This is a genomic window from Paenibacillus sp. J22R232 (assembly GCF_056269165.1).
This window is the reverse complement of record NZ_JBWDNK010000011.1, coordinates 13,110-33,923: the sequence shown is the minus strand read 5'-3', so window position 1 is coordinate 33,923 and position 20,814 is coordinate 13,110. Positions and strand designations below refer to the sequence as shown.

Annotated in this window: 20 protein-coding genes and 1 pseudogene; 17 read left to right on the top strand and 4 right to left on the bottom strand. The window is 44.6% G+C overall.

Annotated elements, in window-relative coordinates; genetic code table 11:
- Positions 1-6 precede the first annotated feature (6 nt).
- A complete protein-coding gene (locus AC0YN3_RS24755; RefSeq protein WP_475777603.1) occupies positions 7-891 on the top strand; it encodes a carbohydrate ABC transporter permease in 885 nt (294 codons plus the stop codon).
- A gap of 424 nt (positions 892-1,315) precedes the next feature.
- Positions 1,316-2,161, top strand: coding sequence for a P-loop NTPase family protein (locus AC0YN3_RS24750; protein WP_475777701.1), 846 nt, complete (start codon positions 1,316-1,318; stop codon positions 2,159-2,161).
- 157 nt (positions 2,162-2,318) lie between these two features.
- Here the strand turns inward: AC0YN3_RS24750 and AC0YN3_RS24745 are convergent.
- A pseudogene (locus AC0YN3_RS24745) lies at positions 2,319-2,969 on the bottom strand (NAD(P)-dependent alcohol dehydrogenase); the annotation flags it as partial.
- 57 nt (positions 2,970-3,026) lie between these two features.
- On the opposite strand from AC0YN3_RS24745, the gene AC0YN3_RS24740 reads away from it, so the two are divergent.
- Positions 3,027-3,266 (top strand): LrgB family protein, encoded by a 240-nt coding sequence (locus AC0YN3_RS24740; RefSeq protein ID WP_475777700.1) that lies wholly within the window; start codon positions 3,027-3,029, stop codon positions 3,264-3,266.
- A gap of 148 nt (positions 3,267-3,414) precedes the next feature.
- Here the strand turns inward: AC0YN3_RS24740 and AC0YN3_RS24735 are convergent, their stop codons facing one another.
- Complete coding sequence (locus tag AC0YN3_RS24735; RefSeq protein WP_475777602.1) at positions 3,415-4,266, bottom strand: aldo/keto reductase; 852 nt, start codon at positions 4,264-4,266, stop codon at positions 3,415-3,417.
- 281 nt (positions 4,267-4,547) lie between these two features.
- On the opposite strand from AC0YN3_RS24735, the gene AC0YN3_RS24730 reads away from it, so the two are divergent.
- From AC0YN3_RS24730 to AC0YN3_RS24700, 7 genes are all read left to right on the top strand, one after another.
- Complete coding sequence (locus AC0YN3_RS24730; RefSeq protein ID WP_475777601.1) at positions 4,548-5,498, top strand: AraC family transcriptional regulator; 951 nt, start codon at positions 4,548-4,550, stop codon at positions 5,496-5,498.
- Between the two features lie 267 nt (positions 5,499-5,765).
- Positions 5,766-6,389 (top strand): cytochrome P460 family protein, encoded by a 624-nt coding sequence (locus AC0YN3_RS24725; RefSeq protein WP_475777600.1) that lies wholly within the window; start codon positions 5,766-5,768, stop codon positions 6,387-6,389.
- 38 nt (positions 6,390-6,427) lie between these two features.
- Entirely contained in the window at positions 6,428-7,117 is a 690-nt protein-coding gene (locus AC0YN3_RS24720) for a DUF4405 domain-containing protein (protein ID WP_475777599.1), read from the top strand.
- A 1-nt stretch (position 7,118) separates the two neighbouring features.
- Positions 7,119-8,318, top strand: coding sequence for a sugar efflux transporter (locus AC0YN3_RS24715; RefSeq protein ID WP_475777598.1), 1,200 nt, complete (start codon positions 7,119-7,121; stop codon positions 8,316-8,318).
- Positions 8,319-8,413: 95 nt separating this feature from the next.
- Positions 8,414-8,836 (top strand): MarR family winged helix-turn-helix transcriptional regulator, encoded by a 423-nt coding sequence (locus AC0YN3_RS24710; RefSeq protein WP_475777597.1) that lies wholly within the window; start codon positions 8,414-8,416, stop codon positions 8,834-8,836.
- A 174-nt stretch (positions 8,837-9,010) separates the two neighbouring features.
- A complete protein-coding gene (locus AC0YN3_RS24705; RefSeq protein ID WP_475777596.1) occupies positions 9,011-10,033 on the top strand; it encodes an NADH:flavin oxidoreductase/NADH oxidase in 1,023 nt (340 codons plus the stop codon).
- A 102-nt stretch (positions 10,034-10,135) separates the two neighbouring features.
- Complete coding sequence (locus tag AC0YN3_RS24700; protein ID WP_475777595.1) at positions 10,136-11,344, top strand: Bcr/CflA family multidrug efflux MFS transporter; 1,209 nt, start codon at positions 10,136-10,138, stop codon at positions 11,342-11,344.
- Positions 11,345-11,470: 126 nt separating this feature from the next.
- Here the strand turns inward: AC0YN3_RS24700 and AC0YN3_RS24695 are convergent, their stop codons facing one another.
- Together AC0YN3_RS24695 and AC0YN3_RS24690 are read right to left on the bottom strand one after the other, a co-directional pair.
- Positions 11,471-12,112 (bottom strand): DUF2238 domain-containing protein, encoded by a 642-nt coding sequence (locus AC0YN3_RS24695; protein ID WP_475777594.1) that lies wholly within the window; start codon positions 12,110-12,112, stop codon positions 11,471-11,473.
- 207 nt (positions 12,113-12,319) lie between these two features.
- A complete protein-coding gene (locus tag AC0YN3_RS24690) occupies positions 12,320-13,303 on the bottom strand; it encodes an SLAC1 anion channel family protein (protein ID WP_475777593.1) in 984 nt (327 codons plus the stop codon).
- A 1,071-nt stretch (positions 13,304-14,374) separates the two neighbouring features.
- On the opposite strand from AC0YN3_RS24690, the gene AC0YN3_RS24685 reads away from it, so the two are divergent.
- The 7 genes from AC0YN3_RS24685 (at position 14,375) to AC0YN3_RS24655 (ending at position 19,951) form a co-directional block, all read left to right on the top strand.
- Positions 14,375-14,599, top strand: coding sequence for a spore coat associated protein CotJA (locus AC0YN3_RS24685; RefSeq protein ID WP_475777592.1), 225 nt, complete (start codon positions 14,375-14,377; stop codon positions 14,597-14,599).
- A 2-nt stretch (positions 14,600-14,601) separates the two neighbouring features.
- A complete protein-coding gene (locus AC0YN3_RS24680; protein WP_475777591.1) occupies positions 14,602-14,865 on the top strand; it encodes a spore coat protein CotJB in 264 nt (87 codons plus the stop codon).
- 40 nt (positions 14,866-14,905) lie between these two features.
- Positions 14,906-15,475 (top strand): manganese catalase family protein, encoded by a 570-nt coding sequence (locus AC0YN3_RS24675; protein ID WP_475777590.1) that lies wholly within the window; start codon positions 14,906-14,908, stop codon positions 15,473-15,475.
- Between the two features lie 369 nt (positions 15,476-15,844).
- On the top strand, positions 15,845-16,075 hold the full coding sequence (locus AC0YN3_RS24670; RefSeq protein WP_475777589.1) for a hypothetical protein: 231 nt from the start codon (positions 15,845-15,847) through the stop codon (positions 16,073-16,075).
- A complete protein-coding gene (locus tag AC0YN3_RS24665) occupies positions 16,072-17,178 on the top strand; it encodes a GerAB/ArcD/ProY family transporter (protein WP_475777588.1) in 1,107 nt (368 codons plus the stop codon). The genes AC0YN3_RS24670 and AC0YN3_RS24665 overlap by 4 nt, the downstream gene beginning before the upstream one ends.
- Positions 17,175-18,761 (top strand): spore germination protein, encoded by a 1,587-nt coding sequence (locus AC0YN3_RS24660; RefSeq protein WP_475777587.1) that lies wholly within the window; start codon positions 17,175-17,177, stop codon positions 18,759-18,761. Before AC0YN3_RS24665 ends, AC0YN3_RS24660 begins: the two co-directional genes overlap by 4 nt.
- Positions 18,758-19,951 carry a Ger(x)C family spore germination protein gene (locus AC0YN3_RS24655; protein WP_475777586.1) on the top strand — a complete coding sequence of 398 codons (1,194 nt, stop codon included), beginning with the start codon at positions 18,758-18,760 and terminating at the stop codon, positions 19,949-19,951. The genes AC0YN3_RS24660 and AC0YN3_RS24655 overlap by 4 nt, the downstream gene beginning before the upstream one ends.
- The last annotated feature ends 863 nt before the right edge of the window (positions 19,952-20,814 follow it).

The window sequence follows — 20,814 nt, the reverse complement described above, 5'->3', positions numbered from 1 at the left end:
AATATCATGATAAGAGAAACAACACTTCGATCTAAGCTGTTTGACTCTATGCTCCTGATCGTACTGCTCCTCATCGCTTTTCTTTGTTTACTTCCGCTATGGTACACGCTAGCGGTCTCTCTAAGTGAAAAATCGGCGGCGGCAGCGGGGCAGGTGTGGCTATGGCCGATTGGCTTCAATTTCAATTCATATAAGCAAATCATTGGCGACAGCTCATTTTTTATATCCTTTAGGATATCCATTCAGCGAGTCTTAATCGGTGCCTTCATAACCTTTGTCGTCACAACTTTAATGGCGTACCCACTTTCCAAAAGCACAAGGGATTTTCGTTTGCGGAACGTGTTTATGTGGATTCTCGTCTTTACCCTGTTATTTAATGGTGGGTTAATTCCTTGGTATATGACGGTGAAGGCGCTAGGCTTATATGATACGATCTGGGGACTCGTACTCGGAGGCGGCGTTCCGGTGTTCAATGTTATTTTAATCGTAAACTACTTCCGCAATCTACCAAAAGAATTGGATGAAGCGGCTTTGGTTGATGGAGCAGGTCCATGGCGGATGCTGCTTACCTTGTATATTCCTTTAGCAGTGCCGGTTTTAGCAACCGTTACTTTGTTCACCATCGTTTATCATTGGAATGAGTTTTTTCACGGCCTTGTTTTGACCTCGGGGCAGGATCATTATCCGCTGCAGACATTAATTCAACAATTCGTTGTTGTTATCGATTCTTCGAATATGACGGAAGATCAGTATAAACGGCTTAACGAGCTGTCCAATCAGACGCTTAACGCAGCGAAAATATTTATTGCCATGATACCCGTACTTATCGTTTATCCGTTTTTACAACGGTTTTTTATTCACGGAATTACATTAGGCTCCGTTAAGGAATAGTATATTCGCATATTTTATATGCTTGCTTATAGGAAAACAGCTTCCTATAAGCTTGGAAGGAAACGATTTTAGAAGTACAGGAATGTTCCAAATTAAACAAAGCTCAGGTTTGTAGGGTAAAACCCTGATTGAAAATAGCTAAGCTAAATGTTAATCTAATGGCTAGAGATGCATTCAAAGGAGCATATACCTTATCATGTGGATTACCCTGTAAAGATTGACCATTCGAGATGATGCCTGTAATAGTGATTTCACTATTTTATTTGGCATGCTTGTCTTTAATCTTACAGGATTTGCAGGGAAGGTGTATCAGAAACCCACTTTGCGGATACCTGATGGTATCCGCTTTTAATTTCGCGGGAAACCGCATCTCTATTGATACTTGCCTGTTTATCCTCCCAATAGCGAATGGAGGAACATTATGATGAGACCTAAGTTAGTCATGATTGAGGGGTTACCGGGATTCGGGAAATCAACAACTGCCAATCTCGTTCATGAAATCCTTGCGGAAATGAACATTAAATCACAGCTGTTTTTAGAAGGAAATCCGGAACATCCTGCTGATTACGATGGAGTCGCCTGTTTGAAGAACGATGAATTCGACGAATTATTGAGGACCCATGATAAGTTTAGCGACTTGTTGAATAAGAATATGATTAAATACGGCAACCATTATTTGATAGATTACCGAAAAATGAATAATGAATATGGGCCAAGCATCCCAGATGAATGGCTGCACGCAGTTGCCCAAAAGGATATTTATGAATTGCCGCTAGATCTAAATAGGAAATTAATAACCGGAAAATGGAAGAAGTTTACGGAGAGTGTTCTGAAAGAGACAGATACTTTCATTTTTGATTGTTGTTTTATACAAAACCCCGTAACCATGGGAATGATTAAATATGATTCAAATAAGGAAGACGTTATGAGTTATGTCTTAGAACTGGCAGCAATCACGGAGCGGTTGAATCCTTTGTTGATCTATGTCGAACAGAACGATCTCGAGCATTCTTTCAGAAAGGCTGTACGTGAAAGGCCGAAGGAATGGTCAGAGGGATTCATTGACTATTATACGAACCAAGGATATGGGAGAAATCAGGGCTGCAAGGGTTTAGAAGGAACGCTGCAGGTTCTTCATGCAAGGAAGGAACTGGAAAACGGAATTTTTAATCGCTTAAAAATAGCCAAGGAAAAAGTGGACAACTCCTCGTATAAAAAGCAGGATTACAAGGAATTATTAGCTGGAATTTTAACAGGATATTTTCGTTAATCATACTCAGGTAAATAATTGGATGCAGGCTACCGAATAGGAATGTTAACGGAAAAAGAAAGGTATGACACAGGGATGAGCAGGCGCTTCGGTGGCCTGCTCATTTGATTTGGCTTAACTCCAACCCATGGCATTTTTGAATTAGTTTAATCGCAAATTATAAAGTGGAAATGTCAATAACGAATCGATAGCGCACATCGCTTTTGAGGACACGCTCATACGATTGTTCGACTTGTTCCGCACGGATCACTTCAATCATAGGGGCGATGCCGTGTGCGGCTGCGAAATCGAGCATTTCCTGCGTTTCACGAATCCCTCCAACGAGCGAGCCTGCAATGCTGCGACGACCCATAATTAATGAAAAAACATGATAGTTATCAGGTTCAGCCGGTGCTCCAACGTTTACGAGCGTCCCGTTAATGCGAAGGAGCGATAAATACGCATCGACATCCAGATTTGCAGACACGGTGTTTAAGATGAGATCGAAACGACCTGCTAATTCGGCAAATGTATGGGGGTCACTTGTCGCAAAATAATGATCGGCGCCAAATTTTGATGCTTCCTCCCGCTTGTTATTAGAGCGGCTCAATACGGTGACTTCAGCACCCATAGCATGAGCGAATTGGATCGCTACGTGCCCAAGTCCGCCCATTCCCACAATGGCAACCTTCTTGCCTGGGCCAGCGTTCCAATGTTTTAAAGGCGAGTACGTGGTAATGCCTGCACATAATAATGGACTTGCGACGTCCAATTCCAGACTATCCGGGATCCGGACAACGAATCCTTCCGTCACAACTATTTTTTGGCTATTGGGATTTCAAAATAGAGCCATAAACGAGGATTGGAAACATGCTGCTAGTATAGTATCCTACCTATTCTATCAGCCGTCAGTGCAGGTTCAATATCTGGACTGTTTGCCGTATGGGGAAATTTCAGTCTCCTTCAGGGATCTGAACAAATGATGCTGACCCTTATGCCCAAATCAGTTACGACCCCAATAGCAATAGAAATTGCTGGATTGTTAAGTGGGTCGCCTGAGTTGGCTGGAGTATTTGCCGTATTTACAGGACTGCTCGGCAGCATGATTGGACCTACCATGCAATAGCAAATGGTCTTGAATGGTGAATAAGAACGCCGGCTGTCACGTTCAGAATGACAACCGGCGTTCTTGTTTGTATTCTTTTTGATTCATTGACACTATCTTGTTCTAACTAAAAACGGATCAGACGGTGAGTAATAAAAATAGCGATTGGCTAAATGTCAAGTTTACGTGTACCAATCCATTTCACCATTTCGGGATCGCGATGCGAAAAGAACAAGCTGTGATTCGTATCTAATGCAGCAATGGTATCTAAATCCTCTTGCCCTAATTCAAAATCAAAGATACCAAAGTTTTCGGTAATTCTTTCTTTCCGAACAGACTTTGGAATCACAACGACTTCTCTTTGTGTCAACCAGCGTAAAACGACCTGAGCAACGGATTTATGATGTTTTTCTGCAATGGAGCGTAATACCTCATTTTGAAACAAGTTGTTTTTTCCTTCGGCGAAAGGCGCCCAGGATTGAATTTGAACTTTGTTTTCTTTCATGAATTTCGCACTTTCGATTTGTTGGTTGAAGGGGTGCGTTTCAACCTGGTTTACGGCAGGAACGATTTCATTATGAAGAATCAGATCGATCAGGCGGTCCGGATGGAAATTGCTTACGCCAATTGCTCGTGCTTTTCCTTCACGGTTCAGTTCCTCCATCGCGCGCCAAGAGCCATACACATCGCCAAATGGCTGATGAATTAAATACAAATCCAAATAATCCAATTGCAATCTTTCCAATGATTTTTCAAATGCTCGTTTGGTGCTTTCGTAGCCAGTATCCTGAACCCAAAGTTTCGTCGTGACAAATAATTCTTCTCTCGCCACGCCACTCCGTTTAATCGCTCTGCCAACCGCTTCTTCATTCATATAAGAGGCAGCGGTGTCAATCAGCCGATATCCCGCTATAATAGCGTCATAAACGCTTTGTTCGCAAACATTTGGATCAGCAATCTGAAAAACACCAAAACCGAGTATAGGCATTTCAACGCCATTGTTCAAAATGACTTTCTGCATGATAGTACCTCCATTATTTATAAATGAGATGAGTGTTCATGAGTCGTATAACCTGTTACGTATGCGTAACCGCGAGTGCAATCAAGTATATCCTCAACATCTTCGTCCATTTCCATGCATCTGTTTACGTAGCACTGTAGGGCATGACTTCATTATGTATGCCTAGACAACGCACGGATATCTCATTCGTCTTAAATGATTGCCTAATCCTCTCAGCAGCATTCCTTATTAGCAAACAAATGGCGTATAATAAAACAAAATGATGCCTCAAGGAGGAGCCAATGATTGAAGAAATAAAAATTAGGCAGGATAACATTACGGCAATAATCAACCGTCACTGTCATCAATCGGGTGTATTACAGACAACAATCCCTTCGTTGTATCTCATTCGTTCTGATATGGTGAATGTGCCAGCCTACCGGGTATTCAATCCTTCTTTTTGTTTTGTTACGCAAGGGTTGAAAGAGATTTTCCTTGCAGAAGAGCGCTTAGAATATGGCCCCTCCAATTATCTAATCACCTCTATGGACCTCCCGGTAATCGGACAGGTAATAAAGGCTTCACCTGATGTGCCTTACTTAAGCTTGAAACTTGATTTAAGCCAGAATGAAGTGCTAGAGGTATTAAAAGATGCCAAAATTCATTTCAACGCTAACGATAATGCAGCGCGGGCCATGTTTGTCGGTCAGATCGAGTTATCCATATTAGATGCCATACTCCGTTTGGTGCTGTTGCTCGATACTCCTCAAGATATATCCTATCTTACCCCAATTCATAAGAAAGAGATCATATATAGGCTTCTTCAAGGCCAATATGGCGCAACCCTTGCTCAAATTGCGATGGAAGGAAGCAACACCTATCGGATCAGGGAGGCCATTGACCAAATTATCCAACATTATGATCAGTCTTTGAGAATTGAAGAGCTTGCCGATGTCGCGAGCATGAGCGTTTCTTCGTTCCACAGGCACTTTAAAGAATTTACTGCGATGAGCCCGCTTCAATTTCAAAAACAATTGCGGCTGCAAGAAGCCCGCAGCCTATTGTTAATGGAGTCGGCAGATGCCACAGAGGTTGCGTACCGGGTTGGTTATGAAAGTTCATCCCAGTTTAGCCGTGAGTATTCCCGCATGTTTGGTTATCCTCCGAAGACGGACATAAAGCGGCTGAAGGAAACCTATGAGCAGATTGACGGAAATGCAGATCAAAGCCTCGTTAAGACAACCGTTCCATGAAGAGCGAAGATCATTGCACTGACAAAATAAGCCATAAATAAAGAAAGGCAGCTGATCATCATCGTCATTCAGCTGCCTTTCTTTATTTATGTACGAAATAGTGATTTATCGTACAACATGGTTATTTGGCAAGCGAGAGAAATAGGCAATCATTTAAGATAATCGAGTTAACGTTCCTCTCATCATATCCTGCATAATGAGTTTACACGCATTGAAATCATGCGGCCTAATCGTCAGTGCAGGCCTTTCAATAAGGAGGAAAATAGGGTGGGAAAACTGTACTTATGTGCTTTAGGATTAGTTTTGGTAATCATATTGTCTGCATGTGGGAGCAATTCCGATGAAATGGGCAGCAGCGCTCAGTCTTCTGAGCAGCCAGAGGTTGGCGGTGAGGTTGTCAAATTCCCGGAGAATTATAAAGAGGGCGAAGTTTATGCAACCGTAACTCGCGGAGATGTGGATGAGAAGATATATGCGAGTCGCGAAACGATCGAAGCGGTAAAACGTGGGGAACCCATTCCTAACGGCGCTGTCCTTGCGCTCGAGATCTATCGGAGCGGCGTTTTATCCCAAATTTTCGTATCGGAAAAGCGTACTGACTGGGATGGCCGGACATCTTCGGAAAAGCAAAACGGAGATTGGCGCTATCAAGCATTTACTGACGGTAAGACCGTTGATTCGGAGGAAAGTATCGGCAGGTGCATTTCTTGCCACGCAACGGAGGAACGGGATGATTTCGTGTACACGTTTGGTGAGATGGAGAGCTACGAATTGGAGGATTTTACCGGTGCGGCGGAGCAAAGCTCGGACAGCCATGCAGCAAGCTCTCAAATAGAGGAGTGGAAGTTGACATCGCTAGCCAATTATCTGACTACGATTAATCAACAATGAGTATCTAGAAAGAGGCGAGCTTATTGAGGCGAGAATTGTTGAGCAGGCTGTTCATTGACTTATTGATGACTGTTTTCATGTTAGTGGCAATTGCTTACCATTTAACCGGAAATGCAATGCATGAAGTAGTCGGAACGATCTTATTGCTTTTATTTTTAATCCACAATTTCTTAAATCGACGGTGGTATAAGACGATTTTCAAGGGGAAGTACAGTATTCAACGTGCTCTAAGCCTTATGGTTAATCTGCTTTTTCTAGGTTCAATGGCGATAGTGCTTATCAGCTCCATTCCGATATCACGTGACATTTTTGACTTTGATAACAATAAGAATCAAATGATATGGAGTCAGACTCATGTTCTCACTGCTTATTGGGGATTTATCTTCATGGCTGTCCATATCGGGATTTCATGGGGAAGAATGATCCAAGCCGTTCGGAAAATGACGGGCATAACCGGAATAAATGGTATGCGAACCTTTGCAGCCCGTGCAGCAGCGGTGTTGATTGTCGTGTATGGCGTGCAAGCTTCTTTTGAGCAAAACATGGGAACGAAACTAATGATTTATAACCCGTTTGGCTGGGGGGGCGAGGATTCAACCATGCTATTTATTATCGATTACTTATCTATGATGGGAATCTATATTGCAGGGACTCACTATACGCTACATTTTATTCATAATCAGGGGATAACAAAAGAGCGGAAAACAACGTTGAAGCAAGGAGAATAACGTGTACACTCGACTAAAAAATCTGTTTGAAATTAAAGGTTACCGAATATTTGTCATTTGTGTTTTTTTGGTCGGCGTCGGGATTTCAATAACGATGCCGTATTTGGCCCTCTATTTTACGGAAGATTTGGGAATGAGCGCGGGAGCCTTTGGTGTTTTCACAGCTGTGAGCTCATTAAGCGGCGTAGTGGCCAACTCGTTTATTGGTAAATATTCAGATCGCAAGCTGGATAGGAAACTCATTATTATTATAGCGACGGTTTCATCGGCATTTGGCTATCTTTCATATTTAGTGTTAGACCATTTCTTGGTCTTGCTTATCATTGTTAGTTTTTTCAGCGGTTTAGGGTCTGCTGCTATGCCGCAAATTTATGCGTACGCACAGCAATCGGCAAATGAAAGCAACTCCGATGACAAGACGTTCGCCATGTCTACTCTACGTTCACTTGTATCTCTCGGCTTTCTTATAGGCCCATTAATCGGAACCATTATTTTGGGGGCTGTCGGATATGAGGGGCTATTCCTGGGGACTTCCGCTATTTTTCTTGTTATCGCATCGCTTGCATTTCTATTTCTGCCAAAGAAAAGAGCAGCTCAAAAGAAGAGACCGGATAATGGTACCGCTTTGCTCAACCGCAGGCAGCTCTGGTTTCCATTAATTGCTTTCATCCTCTTATTCTCGGTCAATGCGATAAACGGAATCGTCACGCCGTTGTTTATTGTGAATGAACTGCATGGCAAACATACAGATGTCGGTCTGGTTGTTAGTATTTGCGCTGGATTGGAGATCCCCATTATGTTTGTGCTTGGTGCCCTGGGCAGACGGATATCGAACCATTCTTTAATGATCAGCGCCTGCGTTATTGCCTTCATTTACTGCATGATATTAAGTATTGCGACAGCTTCCTGGCAGCTGATTGCAGCACAGATTTTACAGGCAGCCTTCGTGGCTATTGTCATGGGAAACGGGCTGAGCTATTTCACGGAGCTGTTTCCAAATTCGCCGGGAATGTCCACAGCGATCTATTACAATGGGTCCATTATAGGAAGGCTAGTAGGCAATTTAGGTGGCGGTATGGTTGCTCAGTTTGTAGGCTTGCGTGATGTTTACTGGGTATGTATGGCAATTGCGGTAATCTCGTTTTTTATTTTAAGGAGTAAAAAACCTAATAAAGCGATTCAAATTATTACCGATAACTGACAAGAGGGTTGGAATAGGTTTTGACCGTTTCGATCAAGATTGTTACACTAGGTTATACGCTAGGTAATATTTCAATTAGAATAGGTGGATCAGCTTTGGAAAATAAAAAGGATACCTTAGATTCATGGTTATTTTTGACCGATCTTTATTCCGGTGTCAATGATAAATTAGAAAGAACGCTACAAGAGCAAAACAATTTGTCCTTGAAAGAGTTCTATGTGTTATATTTCATAACTAAGTCGGATAATAAAAAACTTAGGTTGCAGCAGCTGCAGGAAATGATCGGTTTAAGCCAAAGCGCGATCTCCAGACTAGTCGTGAGAATGGAAGCGAAAAACTTTGGCGCATTAGAAAGACTTGTATGCGAAGATGACCGCAGAGGCATTTATACGAGGATTACGGAGCTGGGTGAAAATAAATTCCAATCCGCACTTAACACGTTTAACGAGGTGTTACAATTGGATATCCAATATGATGAATTGAAGAAGCTGCAGCATCTGATACCAAAATTGCCTTAACGGTACCCATTTTTAGATTTTTCCTCGGAATGATGAACCGGCTACGGGCACGATAGAGGTAGCTGTAAATTTTGTGCATGGAAGTTGACAGTAAAAATAATAGTGGTAAAATAAATGCTTGCGCATGCATTTTATTGGCGCTAATAAAATTAAAACAAACGAGGAGACTAGTTGATGAAAGATATATTAAGTCCTTATACGGTTAAAGGAATGGAATTAAAGAATCGCGTGGTCATGCCACCTATGTGTCAGTATTCGGTAGAAAATAAGGATGGGATTGCAACGGAGTGGCATTACTTGCATTATGTTAGCCGAGCTATTGGCGGTACGGGCCTCATCATCATTGAAATGACAGATGTAGAGCCGGATGGCCGTATTTCAGATTATGATTTAGGCTTATGGTCTGATGAGCAGATTCCTGCTTTGAAACGAATCGTGGATGCCTGCCACTCTTATGGCGCTAAAGTGGGTATCCAAATTGCTCATGCGGGACGGAAAGCGGAAGATGCGGAGTTGCCCGTAGCGCCATCTGCAATTGCGTTTGATGAGCATTCGAAATTGCCCCGTTCGCTCACAACCGAAGAGGTGAAGGGCATGGTAGAGAAATTCGGGAACGCAGCAGCACGTGCGGTGAAGGCTGGGTTTGATACGATCGAAATTCATGGCGCACATGGTTATCTGATTCATCAATTTCATTCTCCGCTAACGAATAAACGCGAGGATGAATATGGAAACGACCTAACGCTTTTTGGGCGTGAAGTTATTAAAGCTGCCAAAGCCGTGATGCCTGCTGACATGCCGCTTCTGATGCGAATTTCGGCGAAGGAATATGTCGAAGGGGGATATGGTATTCAAGATAGCATTGCTTTTGCCAAAGAATATCAAGAAGCAGGAGTAGATATGTTTCATATTTCTTCGGGCGGAGAAGGACCTATCGCTGCTTTTGGAAGACCGGGATCCCATGCAGCTTATCAAGTTCCGTTGGCTAAAGAGATCAAAGAAGCGCTTCAGGTACCTGTAATCGCTGTTGGGAGATTGGATGAACCTACTTTGGCGAATGCAGTTATCGGTAATGAAGAAGCTGATTTGGTTGCCGTGGGTAGAGGGCTCCTCAGAAATCCTTACTGGGTGCTGGAAGCTGCAACACAGTTGAAGAAGGAAACGCAGGTTCCGAAACAATATACCGCGGGATTCTGATCCATAAAACACATCATTGATTAACATAAACTTAGAAGGCAAAAGTCGGTTTGTTTCCAGTCTTTTGCATTCTTAATCGTGGAATAGGAGATTCATTGGATTATGACTAAAAGCAACAATCTGAAAGTGGTTAAACTAGCCTTGCTGCTTGGTTTATTCTCGACACTCGGCCCTTTTACGATCGATATGTACCTGCCGGCTTTCCCGGAGATTGTAAAGCAATATGAAACGACGGCTTCGCTGGTGCAGCTTAGCCTGACCGCTTGTCTACTCGGACTCGGTATCGGACAGCTGGTCATGGGCTCGATGAGCGACGTCTACGGTCGACGTAATCCGCTGCTTATCTCCATGGCCGTATATGCGATTGCCTCATTAGCTTGCGCATTCTCGCCGAATATAGCACTCTTGATCGTCTTTAGGTTCGTACAAGGTTTCGCGGCTTCTGCGGGCATCGTTATTTCTCGCGCGATCGCACGCGACCTCTATAGCGGCCACGAGCTAACTAAATTTTTCTCCATGCTGTTGCTTGTCGGCAACTTGGGGCCACTCGTAGCGCCGGTAACCGGCAGCGGGATACTCACCTTCACGAACTGGAAAGGCGTTTTTGTCATGCTGGCTGTGCTCGGCGTTTACTTGCTGACCATGACCAAATGGGGGCTGCAAGAGACATTGCCACCAGATCAGCGGAGACCCAGCAATTTCATGCAGCAGTTGCAGAACTACGGAATGCTCTTGCGGGATCGCCAGTTTGTCGGTTATATGCTGGCACAGGGCATTATGATCGCTGGGGTATTCGCTTACGTTTCAGGAACGCCATTCATTTATCAAAATATTTACGGAGCTTCGCCGACTGTATTCGCGCTTTTGTTCGGATCGAATGGGATTAGTCTAATCATCGGCTCCCAGCTGGTGGGGAGAATGGCGCATCGCGTATCCGAACATACCTTTCTGTTGATCGGACTGCTGCTTGCCTGTTTAGCAAGTGTCGCCGTTTTAGTCGTAGCCCTGTTCCATGGGCCGCTATTCGCATTGGTCATTCCGCTCTTTTGCTTCGTAGCGGCAATCGGCATTACGTCTACCGCAGCGTTCCCGCTCGCCATGGAGAGCCAGAGCCATATGGCGGGCAGCGCAGCAGCTTTGCTTGGCGTCATACCTTTCTTACTGGGAGCGATTGTGTCCCCGCTAGTTGGCATCGCAGGCGAGGACACCGCGGTTCCGTTAGGCGTCATTATTTTATTGACAAGTGTTTCAGCGATGCTGGCTTACTTCTTCTTGGGTAAGAAGGCACCATCAACAAGCAGCTTGAAATAGCCGCATGGGCCATTGGGAAATCAGTCTGTCATTGCAATTAGATGATGGACTGGTTTCTTTTTTGACATTTGAAATATATAGCATCGTATAAGACATAGTGTTTATTATAGTAGTTCAATCAGTACTTCAATGATCCTCTTTCCAGGTTTTCCATGCGAAAATACACATAAATACGATACCGCCAAGCAAGCCTAATGCCATATCTTTATGCGTATCGAAGACATCACCCTGCATGCCAACAAATTTGGCTTCACCATTTGGTCCAGCAACCAAGGCCGCTGCCATTTCCAAGATTTCGAATAGTGCGCTAAAACTGAGCACAACCACAACGGGCAGCATATAGATCCAGACTCCACTTAGCTTGACTTTGGATTTTAATATCTCAAGAAGCGGGAAAGCAAACAATAAGCCAAAAGCGAAATGTACGACTCGATCGTAATAGCTTCTTTTTGTGTGAAAAGAGGCTTTTAGCCAATGGTCAATCGGTGTGCCTTCGTATGTATAATGTGCTGCATAGCTATGAAGCAAAAAGAAAACAAGCATAAAAAGATAGGACAGATTTGAAAAACGAAACCATTTGAACGTGATCACAAGGGCAAGAATAAAGACGACAAGTGCTAAGCTATTCGCGAGCCATTGAGATCGATTCGTTGGTGATATTGCCATAAGAGCAAAAAATAGGATGAATACGATTTTCATGAAATGGAGAGGTTTATTTCGGGAAAATGGAATTCTTGTGTTAGTCCAATATGAATACTTATCAGTCAAGGCAATATCACTCCTTATATAGTCAACGATAGGGTTCCCGGATTTAGGGAAGTGAATTCAGATCGCAGAATTACGCCTTCTGACGAGCATCCAATTTTGGAGAGGATCTAGAGGGAGGAATCTAGGTTTAACAAATAAAGGAGCCACGGGAATGCTCCCGTGTCTCCTTTATTTGTTGTTTATATTTGTCCGTAATAGTGAGCGTGTTTACCCTTTAAGCAGATTTCCTTTAAATAGCATGGTAATTGTTCGAATAAAGAGAACGGCCAATACAATGCTTACGAAAGCCAGACAGATTGCTGAAATCGCGATAAGCAGCCAAGAATCCACAAACATCGCGTATTTTAATGCGGCATTGCTAAGGGCAGCCATCGGAAATCCTACTGCCCACCAGGAAGCGCCAAACGGTATGGACTTTTTGAATACTTTGAAGAACAACACAAGGAACATAAAAAGGCCAAAGTAAAACAGGATCGAGGCAAACGGATCAATTCGCTGCACGAAGTTCGTATAGCCAAGGAAACCAACCTCAAACGGAGCAATCATAATGAGGAGGGAAGGCGTTAATCCTGTTGGCAGCGGAGCTTGATGAATCAATCTCGAGAAGAGCAAGGAAACGAAAATGAGAGCAACAAATCCTCCTATTGCGAGCGATAACAGATTAATTTCATGAGCCCATGCGAACGGCATTGACCCACCGGTAACAGCAATATTAAGCGTTCCTACCACAGGAATCAGCATCGGCGGAACCACGTGAACCGGCTCGTGATTCCCATTGAACAAGCGTGTAACGATAACAAAGCTAAGCGCTAAGGTGAGCAAAGTTCCGAGTATCCAAATCAATTGCCCCCATATTTGGCTGTAGAATCCTATCACGGAGGAAAGCAATAGTATGGAAATTGTGATCGTGCCAAAAAAATGACCTAAAATCGGATGCGTAAATTCATTTTTCACGATCTGCGGATAAAGAACCCATTTTGAGATATAACTTATGCTTAACACGATAAATACAACTAATGCAACAATACCAATACATTCAGCAATGACAGGGGATGTGCCGAATAGCATGCTTGCTTGTTTCCAAGCCAATGACAAGCCTGATATGCCCATAACCGACGCAAACAGATTAATGGGTAAAAATTGAACGGAACCGATGCTTTTTTGTTTTTGTAGGGTAGCCATGGTCTGCATGGATAGTCACCACTTTCTATGCCATTTTTGTTTACCGAATGCGGGGCGCATTCGTTCTATGTTGTCGTGGCAACGCCAAAAGAAAATTATGAATCATCTGGAAATTTTTTTTAGTATCCATATTTCCAATTGATTTTATGCCAACTTTTCCGTGCCATGATGTGCCGTACTATCTTTGTTTTCCTCCTTATCTCTCCCTTATCATTTACTCATCTCTTTGCTGTTGCCTCATTGTATGAGATTTAATATGATAGAACAATATGATTTTTTCTATGAAAATAATAGATTTCATCTATGATTATTTATTCGCAATTTCTCTCCAATATAGTTCCCGGCTGTTCTGCTAATAATTGATGGGTGATTGGCCTTTCGTTCGTAAACCACCACTCAATTACTCCTACATAGGAAGAAGCTACAAAATGAACGACAAGATCTTTAGGTAATCCTTCGTTTTTCCCTTTTTATGTTATCCACTTCGTTTTTGAATTCTTCAATAAGAAATTCAAGGAATCGGCTCCGGAAGAACGGTGCTCCTTTACTCGCCAGCATCAATGAGAAAAAGGTATACTTATTCTCTAAATATTCTGTCTCTCCACATTTAAATATTCTTCAGATCGCATTGCTCAGGGATTTCTTTGAATCAACGAGGAGTGGCCTTAATCCCTTTACAAAAACGACCGCTGTCGCTTCTCCAGAATCATTTAAATGCTCTGTTTACCATCATGTGCTGAAGAAATCAGCAAAGCAATAGACCAAAGTCAAAAAAAACTGTACAGGATAACCTTCTGCAATGCTTTTTTATGGAATATTCTTCTTATCTTCGATTGTGCGAGCTGTTTCTACAGCGAGCGTACCTCTTTTGAGTCAACCTCTTTGTTGATTAGCATCGTTTTTTTGATCACAAATTACCGTGAAAATCGGGCATTTAGTGGAGTCATAATAAACGCCATGAATACTGTGATTCGAGAAATACCATTGGCATGGTAGTTGATCGAAGTTAACTAGGTGTAATGTTGGGCAAGTACTCTTACATATATTAATTGGAAGAAGAGAGTGAGAGGAGACATTATCGTGAATGATCAGGTACGCTCTTATAAGCCGTTTATTAGCCCGCTCGATCCTTGCCCGCCGATTTTAGTGAAAAGCTACAGCACGCCTCCGCAATTGTTTATTGCCTTTCAACCACCCAATCTTCCCCAATTCTCGCCATTCGAGGCTTTGAAATATGGCACCTTATGGCCAGCATTATACAGCCCTTATGATACGAAGAATGCGAGACAGGAAGAGGGGGAGTAATCATGGCGATTACATTAAACGAGGAGTATTACCAGCTCTTGCATGAATTACAGGCTGTGGATTTTGTTTTGGTGGAGTTGAACTTATACTTGGATACACATCCGGCAGATGCAAATGCCATTCAGCAATATAACCAGTACGCAAAACTAAGACAGCAAATCGCTTATCGTTATGAATCTAAATACGGCCCGTTAAAAAATTTTGGTCAAAGCTTATCCGGCACTCCTTGGTCTTGGAACGAAGCACCCTGGCCGTGGCAAGTGTAACGAGACGGATTGATTATTTTTTATGAGGAGGAAGCCATTCATGTGGGTGTATGAAAAAAAATTGCAGTATCCCGTTCGCGTAAGCAAATGCGATCCATTAATGGCCAAGTTCCTTATGGAGCAGTATGGCGGTGCCGATGGGGAGCTGGCGGCAGCGCTGCGTTATTTGAACCAGCGGTACACGATCCCGGATAAAGTAGTCGGACTGCTGACAGATATCGGAACGGAAGAATTCGGACATTTGGAAATGATTGCAACAATGATATATAAATTAACGAAAGACGCAACGCCTGAGCAATTGAAGAAAGCGGGTCTAGGCGCACACTACGTTGCCCATGACAGCGCGTTGTTCTATGAGAACGCAGGTGGCGTACCCTTTACGGCTACCTATATTCAAGCCAAAGGCGATCCGATTGCGGATCTGTATGAGGATATTGCGGCAGAGGAAAAAGCACGCGCTACATATCAGTGGCTGATCGACCTGACGGATGACGTGGATCTGCAAGATAGTTTGAAGTTTCTGCGGGAGCGCGAGATCGTGCATTCGCTACGCTTCAGGGAAGCGGTCGAGATCCTTAAAGAAAAGCGGGATGAGAAGATTTTTTATTAGAGGGAACCTCTCTGCAGGGTGCTGCGGGGAGGTTTTTTATTGTACATGCTTAAACATGTTTTAAAATTAAAGGGCAGCATTCCTATTATGAAGAAATACGGAGTTTGAGAAATAAAAAGACTCCTGGGATGATATAAGTGAGTCCCAGAGCTGGCGAACGAACGGATCCAATAACAAACCAACGAGACTACAAGATGCTTTCTACGCCGTACCTAATTTTCCACATGGCATCACTTCACTAATATAAGAAGACCGGTCGGATAGAAATGGAAAATTAGGAAACGATATAAGAACGATACCGGCAAATCATAGGCGATGTTCGTTAAATCGCCACCCGTAAACCCTACAACGATGAGGTGGATGTTCAAGATGGGGACGATCGTTTTTTCGCTCGTATTTCTCCTGCTTCTAGGTTCGATGGCGTTCGTTGAAATAGCCGTAAACAAGCCGGACTTATGGACTGCGCTACGAGGGATGGTTGAGCAGCGCTGGATTTTGTTATCCCTACTTGCGGGGTATGCCGTTAGTATAGCGGGAGACATCACCCGTGCGCGAGCAAACAACGCAATCGATGTCGGCTCTGCGGAGTCGCCGGAATGAAGAAAGAAACGATCTCGCTGTGGCAGTTATTTGTGTTGATAGTGACCTTTGAGCTTGGGAGCGCCGTCGTCATGTCGCTCGGGCTCGGGGCTAAGCGCGATGCTTGGCTCGCCTTATTGATTGCCATGATTGCCGGATTCGGAATGTTCGTTATGTATCATTTGTTGCTGACCAGAAGTTCGGGCAAGCAGCTTTTTGAAGTATTTGACGAAGCGTTCGGTCTGTTAGCCGGTAAGGGACTGGCGGTTCTTTATTCCGTTTATCTATTTTATTTGGCTGCATTTGTCATGAGGGATTTCGTGGAAATGATGGGAGTGGCGATATACTCGCGAACGCCCTCCGAAGTAATTGCCATTACGATGATGCTGGCAGTCGCCTATATGCTTCATCTTGGCATTGAAACGGGCGCTCGGGTGACGGAAGTGTTTTTTCCTTATTTTTTTATGTTTATATTCGGCGTTGCCTTATTGCTAGTGTTTTCGGGAATTTTGGAATGGAAGCATCTTCGTCCGGTGATGGCGGAGGGGGTGAAGCCGGTTATGCAAGCGGCGTTCCCGACTTTGCTTGGTTTTCCGATTGGTGAAGTCCCCTTGCTGTTCTCGCTGCTGATTGGGAATATCAACGACAATGAGAAGCGTCATGCTAAACGGGTCGTATTGGCCGCATTTATCGTCAGCAGCCTGCTCCTCGTGTTTTCGGTTTTGCTTCAATTATTGGCCGCGGGCTACAAGCTGCGGGAACAATACAACTTCCCGCTTATGAGCGTAGCCAAGCTTATAACCATTGGCGATTTCTTGGAAAGAATCGATCCGGTTATCGTATTTATTATGATGATCGGGATTTTTATCAAAATTTTTGTTTTTATGTTTGGGGGAGTAAGAGGACTGGAGCATGCCTTCAGAATGCCTTATCGTTCATTTGCCTTGCCTATGTGCCTGTTGGTGGCATTCTGTTCAATAGCCAATGCGGAGTCGATTGCCGACCATATTGAAAAAGGATATTCTGCTTTAACGCTATATTTTCATATGCCTTTTCAGCTATACATTCCGGCGTTCGCGCTAGTCATGTTGGTTTTGGCGAAGCGGGGAGGGAAGCCGCAGTGAAGGTATTCGACTGGTTCAGTCCTAATGAGAAACGGATGGATGACGGTATTTCCATGCCTCCACCCGTATCGGATGAGAAAAACGAGGCGGTATTCACGACCAGTCTGTCGCAAAACCGAGAGCGCATTCAAACCGTCTTCGGCGATTCCGCCGATCTCCGAATGAATAGGTTTCGAATCGGCGAACAGCCCGGCCTATTGATTTATTTGGAGAGCATGACAAATGCTCAGTTGGTCAGCGATATTCTGATGATGCCCTTGACGCATGGAGAACGGCCGAAAGAAGCGCTGCGGAGCCATGAACAATTGCAACAGTTCTATGAAGAGCGATTCGCCGGCGTGAACTTCCAAATCATGGCCCGCGAGCATGACGCCGTATGGAATTTATTGTCCGGCTACGGCATTTTGTTATTCGAGGGAATGGACCAACTGCTTGCCGTTCATGTAGGCGGCATGGAAAGGCGCTCCATTTCGGAGCCATCTACTCAGACGGTGATTCGTGGTCCGAAAGACGCGTTTACCGAATCCATAGGAACGAATGTCAGTCTATTTCGCCGCAGAATCAAAAACCCGAAGCTCCGGTTCGAAGCTATTTATATCGGTCAGGATACGCGCACCGCCGTGTATATCGCTTATATGGAGGGAACGGTTCGTCAAGAGATTGTCGATGAGGTGCGCCGAAAGCTCGCCAGGATTCGGACGAGCAAGATTTTGGACTCGGGAAATATCGAGGAGTTTTTGGCGGCGAACGGGACGCCGTATCCGACCGTGTTCAATACGGAACGACCGGACAGCGCGGCGGCGGGAATTATCGAAGGCAAAGTAGCCATTCTGGTAGACGGGTCGCCGTTCGTGCTTCTAGTGCCAACTGTATTTAACGATTTTTTTCAGATTTCGGAAGATTACTACCAGCATTTCTTGGTAAGCACGGTCGTTCGAATCTTTCGCTATTTGGCTTATTTGATCTCGCTATTGCTGCCCGCGCTCTATGTAGCCATAACGACTTATCACCATGAAATGATCCCAGCCACGCTGCTTGTCAGTCTGATTGCCCAGCGGGAAGGCGTGCCGTTTCCAGCTATTCTTGAAGCCGTCATGATGGAAGTAACCTTTGAGCTGCTGCGCGAAGCGGGTGCGCGTATGCCTCGCGCGGTGGGGCAAACCATATCCATCGTCGGCGCGCTTGTCATTGGTCAAGCCGCGGTCGAGGCGGGTATCGTGTCGAACGTCATGGTTATCATCGTGGCTTTGACAGGCATATGCAATTATGTGTCGCCGATTTATAACTTCGCCGCGACGTCCCGCATTCTAAGGTTCATCTTGATCATGAGCGGCGGGGTGCTAGGTCTATACGGCGTGCTGCTTGTCACGATCGTTATGGTGACGCATCTTGCCGGCTTACGCTCATTCGGCGTGCCCTATTTGACCCCGATTGCGCCATTTATGCCGAATGAACAAGAAGATGTATTTTTGCGTCTCCCTATATGGCGGAACAAGCGCAAGCCGGGCTATCTCAACGATGATGCGCCGTCCGAGCGTACGGCAAGCCGAAGCGAGCGGCAAGAGGAGGAGCAACAATCATGAAGCGGTTTTTTGCTATGCTGCTTGCGCTATTATTCCTGGCTACGCAAACCGCTTGTTGGGACCATATGGAGCTTAACGAGCTCGGCATCGTGGTGGGGATCGGCATCGATAAAGGCGTAAAGCATACGTATCGGCTTACTGTGGCCATGCTGAATCCGACCGAGCTTACCAGCAAGCTGGCAAAGGGACAAACGACCGTCGTGGCGTATTCAATGGAAGGCGATTCGATAGCGGACATTAGCAGCAAAATGAACATGGGGCTTTCGCGGAAGGTTGTCTACACGCAACTGAAAGTCATTGTGCTTGGAGAAGAACTCGCTAGGAACGGGTGGCTGGAATTTCTGGATTTCCTGCAGAGCAGCAAGGATGTCCGGCCGCGGACACCGATCCTATTAGCCCAAGGCCATACCGCGAGGGACGTGCTGAGCATTACGCATCCGCTTGAGCCCGTATCGGCGTTCAAAATATCCGATCAACTGGAACGCGGCTACAAGCAGGGAGGTTTCGTGCCTGAAACTTCTTTGAAATCTTTTATACAAGATCTATTAACTAGCGGCCGTCAGCCCGTATTGCCTGCCGTTACGATTGAGGGATTGATTGCTAAAGGAATCGACAATGAATCCAACATGAAAACGATATTGCCTGCACTGGTAGAAAGCCGGGGCATCGGCGTATTTAACCATTTGCGACTCCTAGGCTTTCTGAACGCGGAGGATACGAGCCATTATTTGTGGCTGCAGAACGAATTAATCAACACGAAAGTAACGATGAAGTGCGGTAAACGTAAAGTGGCAGTCATCTCTTTGCTCGAGCCGCATGCCGAGATTCATGCCGGCGTGGATGGAGTTCTGCCAGCTTTTGAGATTAATCTTCGAGGCGAAGGATACATCGATTCCTTCGAATGCGACGAGGATTTGTCGAAGCCGCAAGTCTATGATGCCATCGAGCGGCGCGTAAACGAAACTATTAAACAACGAGTGGAGGAAACCATCACGACGGTTCAACGGAAGTATGGCGTCGATATATTTGGCTTCGGGGAAACGATGGAGCGTCAGCATCATGAGGCTTATCGTGATCTAGGGAAAAAATGGGATGAGACGTTTGCGAAAGCGAAGATTTCGGTGGCTGTGAATATAAAAGTACGACGAAACGGAACGATTACCAATAACTTTATGTCGGAAATGGAATAATCCCATTTGTACAAAGCGGATCGGCAACTTGCTGACAGCCGGCCGATTCCTCCCAACTTTCCAATAGGTGCTTGCGACGACCTGACAGATGCCGAGCAGCATGGTGACCAGGCATACGGCGGGTGCCTCCGCCGGACTCGCCGTCAAGTCTGGCGTCTAGGCCGCGGACGTGGATATCGCCAAGCTTCGGGTAATGCCGTTAATGCATGGAGCCGAGCTTTACCGCCTGATCTATTCAATATCGTCGGAAGCAGACACTATAAAAAATGATATTTCGAGGGATCGATAAACTAAAAAGTCTAGAATTCCCCCCAAAAAAACTAAAATGTTATCGTATCTAACGCATGGTTGTTTCTTTAAGATAAAAGTACAAATAACCATGTACACGAGACGAGACGAATGAAGTAGAATTCTTCACTAACAATTGAATTAGGGGTACGCAATTCGCATCTTACGCGGAATTAGCCCTTGTATCTGATGCTGTTTCTCCCTTGCCATGACGGCAATATTTGCTTATCTTCCGCTGGCAACATTCCCGCATTCCATTATCGTTCAACAAGATTTCAGAGAAGTAAAAGAGTAGAGTTGAAGGGAGCGGAACCATCCACAAAATAGAGATGGCTCCGCTCCCTTTTGATCCTCAAAGCAATTTCTTAAGATCCGTTTCGATGGAGAAGGGCTCTACCGTTTTCTATATAAAACGGGCAGTCCACCTCATTAATGCTCATTCTCGCTTGATCTCATTATTGCTGCTTATTCTCAGTTATAGAGCATCCTACATGCTCTACCGGCATGTTCAGATACCCATTCGCATTTTTCATCCGAAGAATCCGCATTCTTCGACGCGGAGACTTCTCTGTAAG

Coding starts and splice junctions, on each gene's coding strand:
- AC0YN3_RS24755 (WP_475777603.1), top strand. CDS start 7: ATGATAAGAGAAACAACACTTCGATCTAAGCTGTTTGACTCTATGCTC.
- AC0YN3_RS24750 (WP_475777701.1), top strand. CDS start 1,316: ATGAGACCTAAGTTAGTCATGATTGAGGGGTTACCGGGATTCGGGAAA.
- AC0YN3_RS24735 (WP_475777602.1), bottom strand. CDS start 4,266: ATGCAGAAAGTCATTTTGAACAATGGCGTTGAAATGCCTATACTCGGT.
- AC0YN3_RS24730 (WP_475777601.1), top strand. CDS start 4,548: ATGATTGAAGAAATAAAAATTAGGCAGGATAACATTACGGCAATAATC.
- AC0YN3_RS24705 (WP_475777596.1), top strand. CDS start 9,011: ATGAAAGATATATTAAGTCCTTATACGGTTAAAGGAATGGAATTAAAG.
- AC0YN3_RS24700 (WP_475777595.1), top strand. CDS start 10,136: ATGACTAAAAGCAACAATCTGAAAGTGGTTAAACTAGCCTTGCTGCTT.
- AC0YN3_RS24690 (WP_475777593.1), bottom strand. CDS start 13,303: ATGCAGACCATGGCTACCCTACAAAAACAAAAAAGCATCGGTTCCGTT.
- AC0YN3_RS24680 (WP_475777591.1), top strand. CDS start 14,602: ATGGCGATTACATTAAACGAGGAGTATTACCAGCTCTTGCATGAATTA.
- AC0YN3_RS24675 (WP_475777590.1), top strand. CDS start 14,906: ATGTGGGTGTATGAAAAAAAATTGCAGTATCCCGTTCGCGTAAGCAAA.
- AC0YN3_RS24670 (WP_475777589.1), top strand. CDS start 15,845: ATGGGGACGATCGTTTTTTCGCTCGTATTTCTCCTGCTTCTAGGTTCG.
- AC0YN3_RS24665 (WP_475777588.1), top strand. CDS start 16,072: ATGAAGAAAGAAACGATCTCGCTGTGGCAGTTATTTGTGTTGATAGTG.
- AC0YN3_RS24655 (WP_475777586.1), top strand. CDS start 18,758: ATGAAGCGGTTTTTTGCTATGCTGCTTGCGCTATTATTCCTGGCTACG.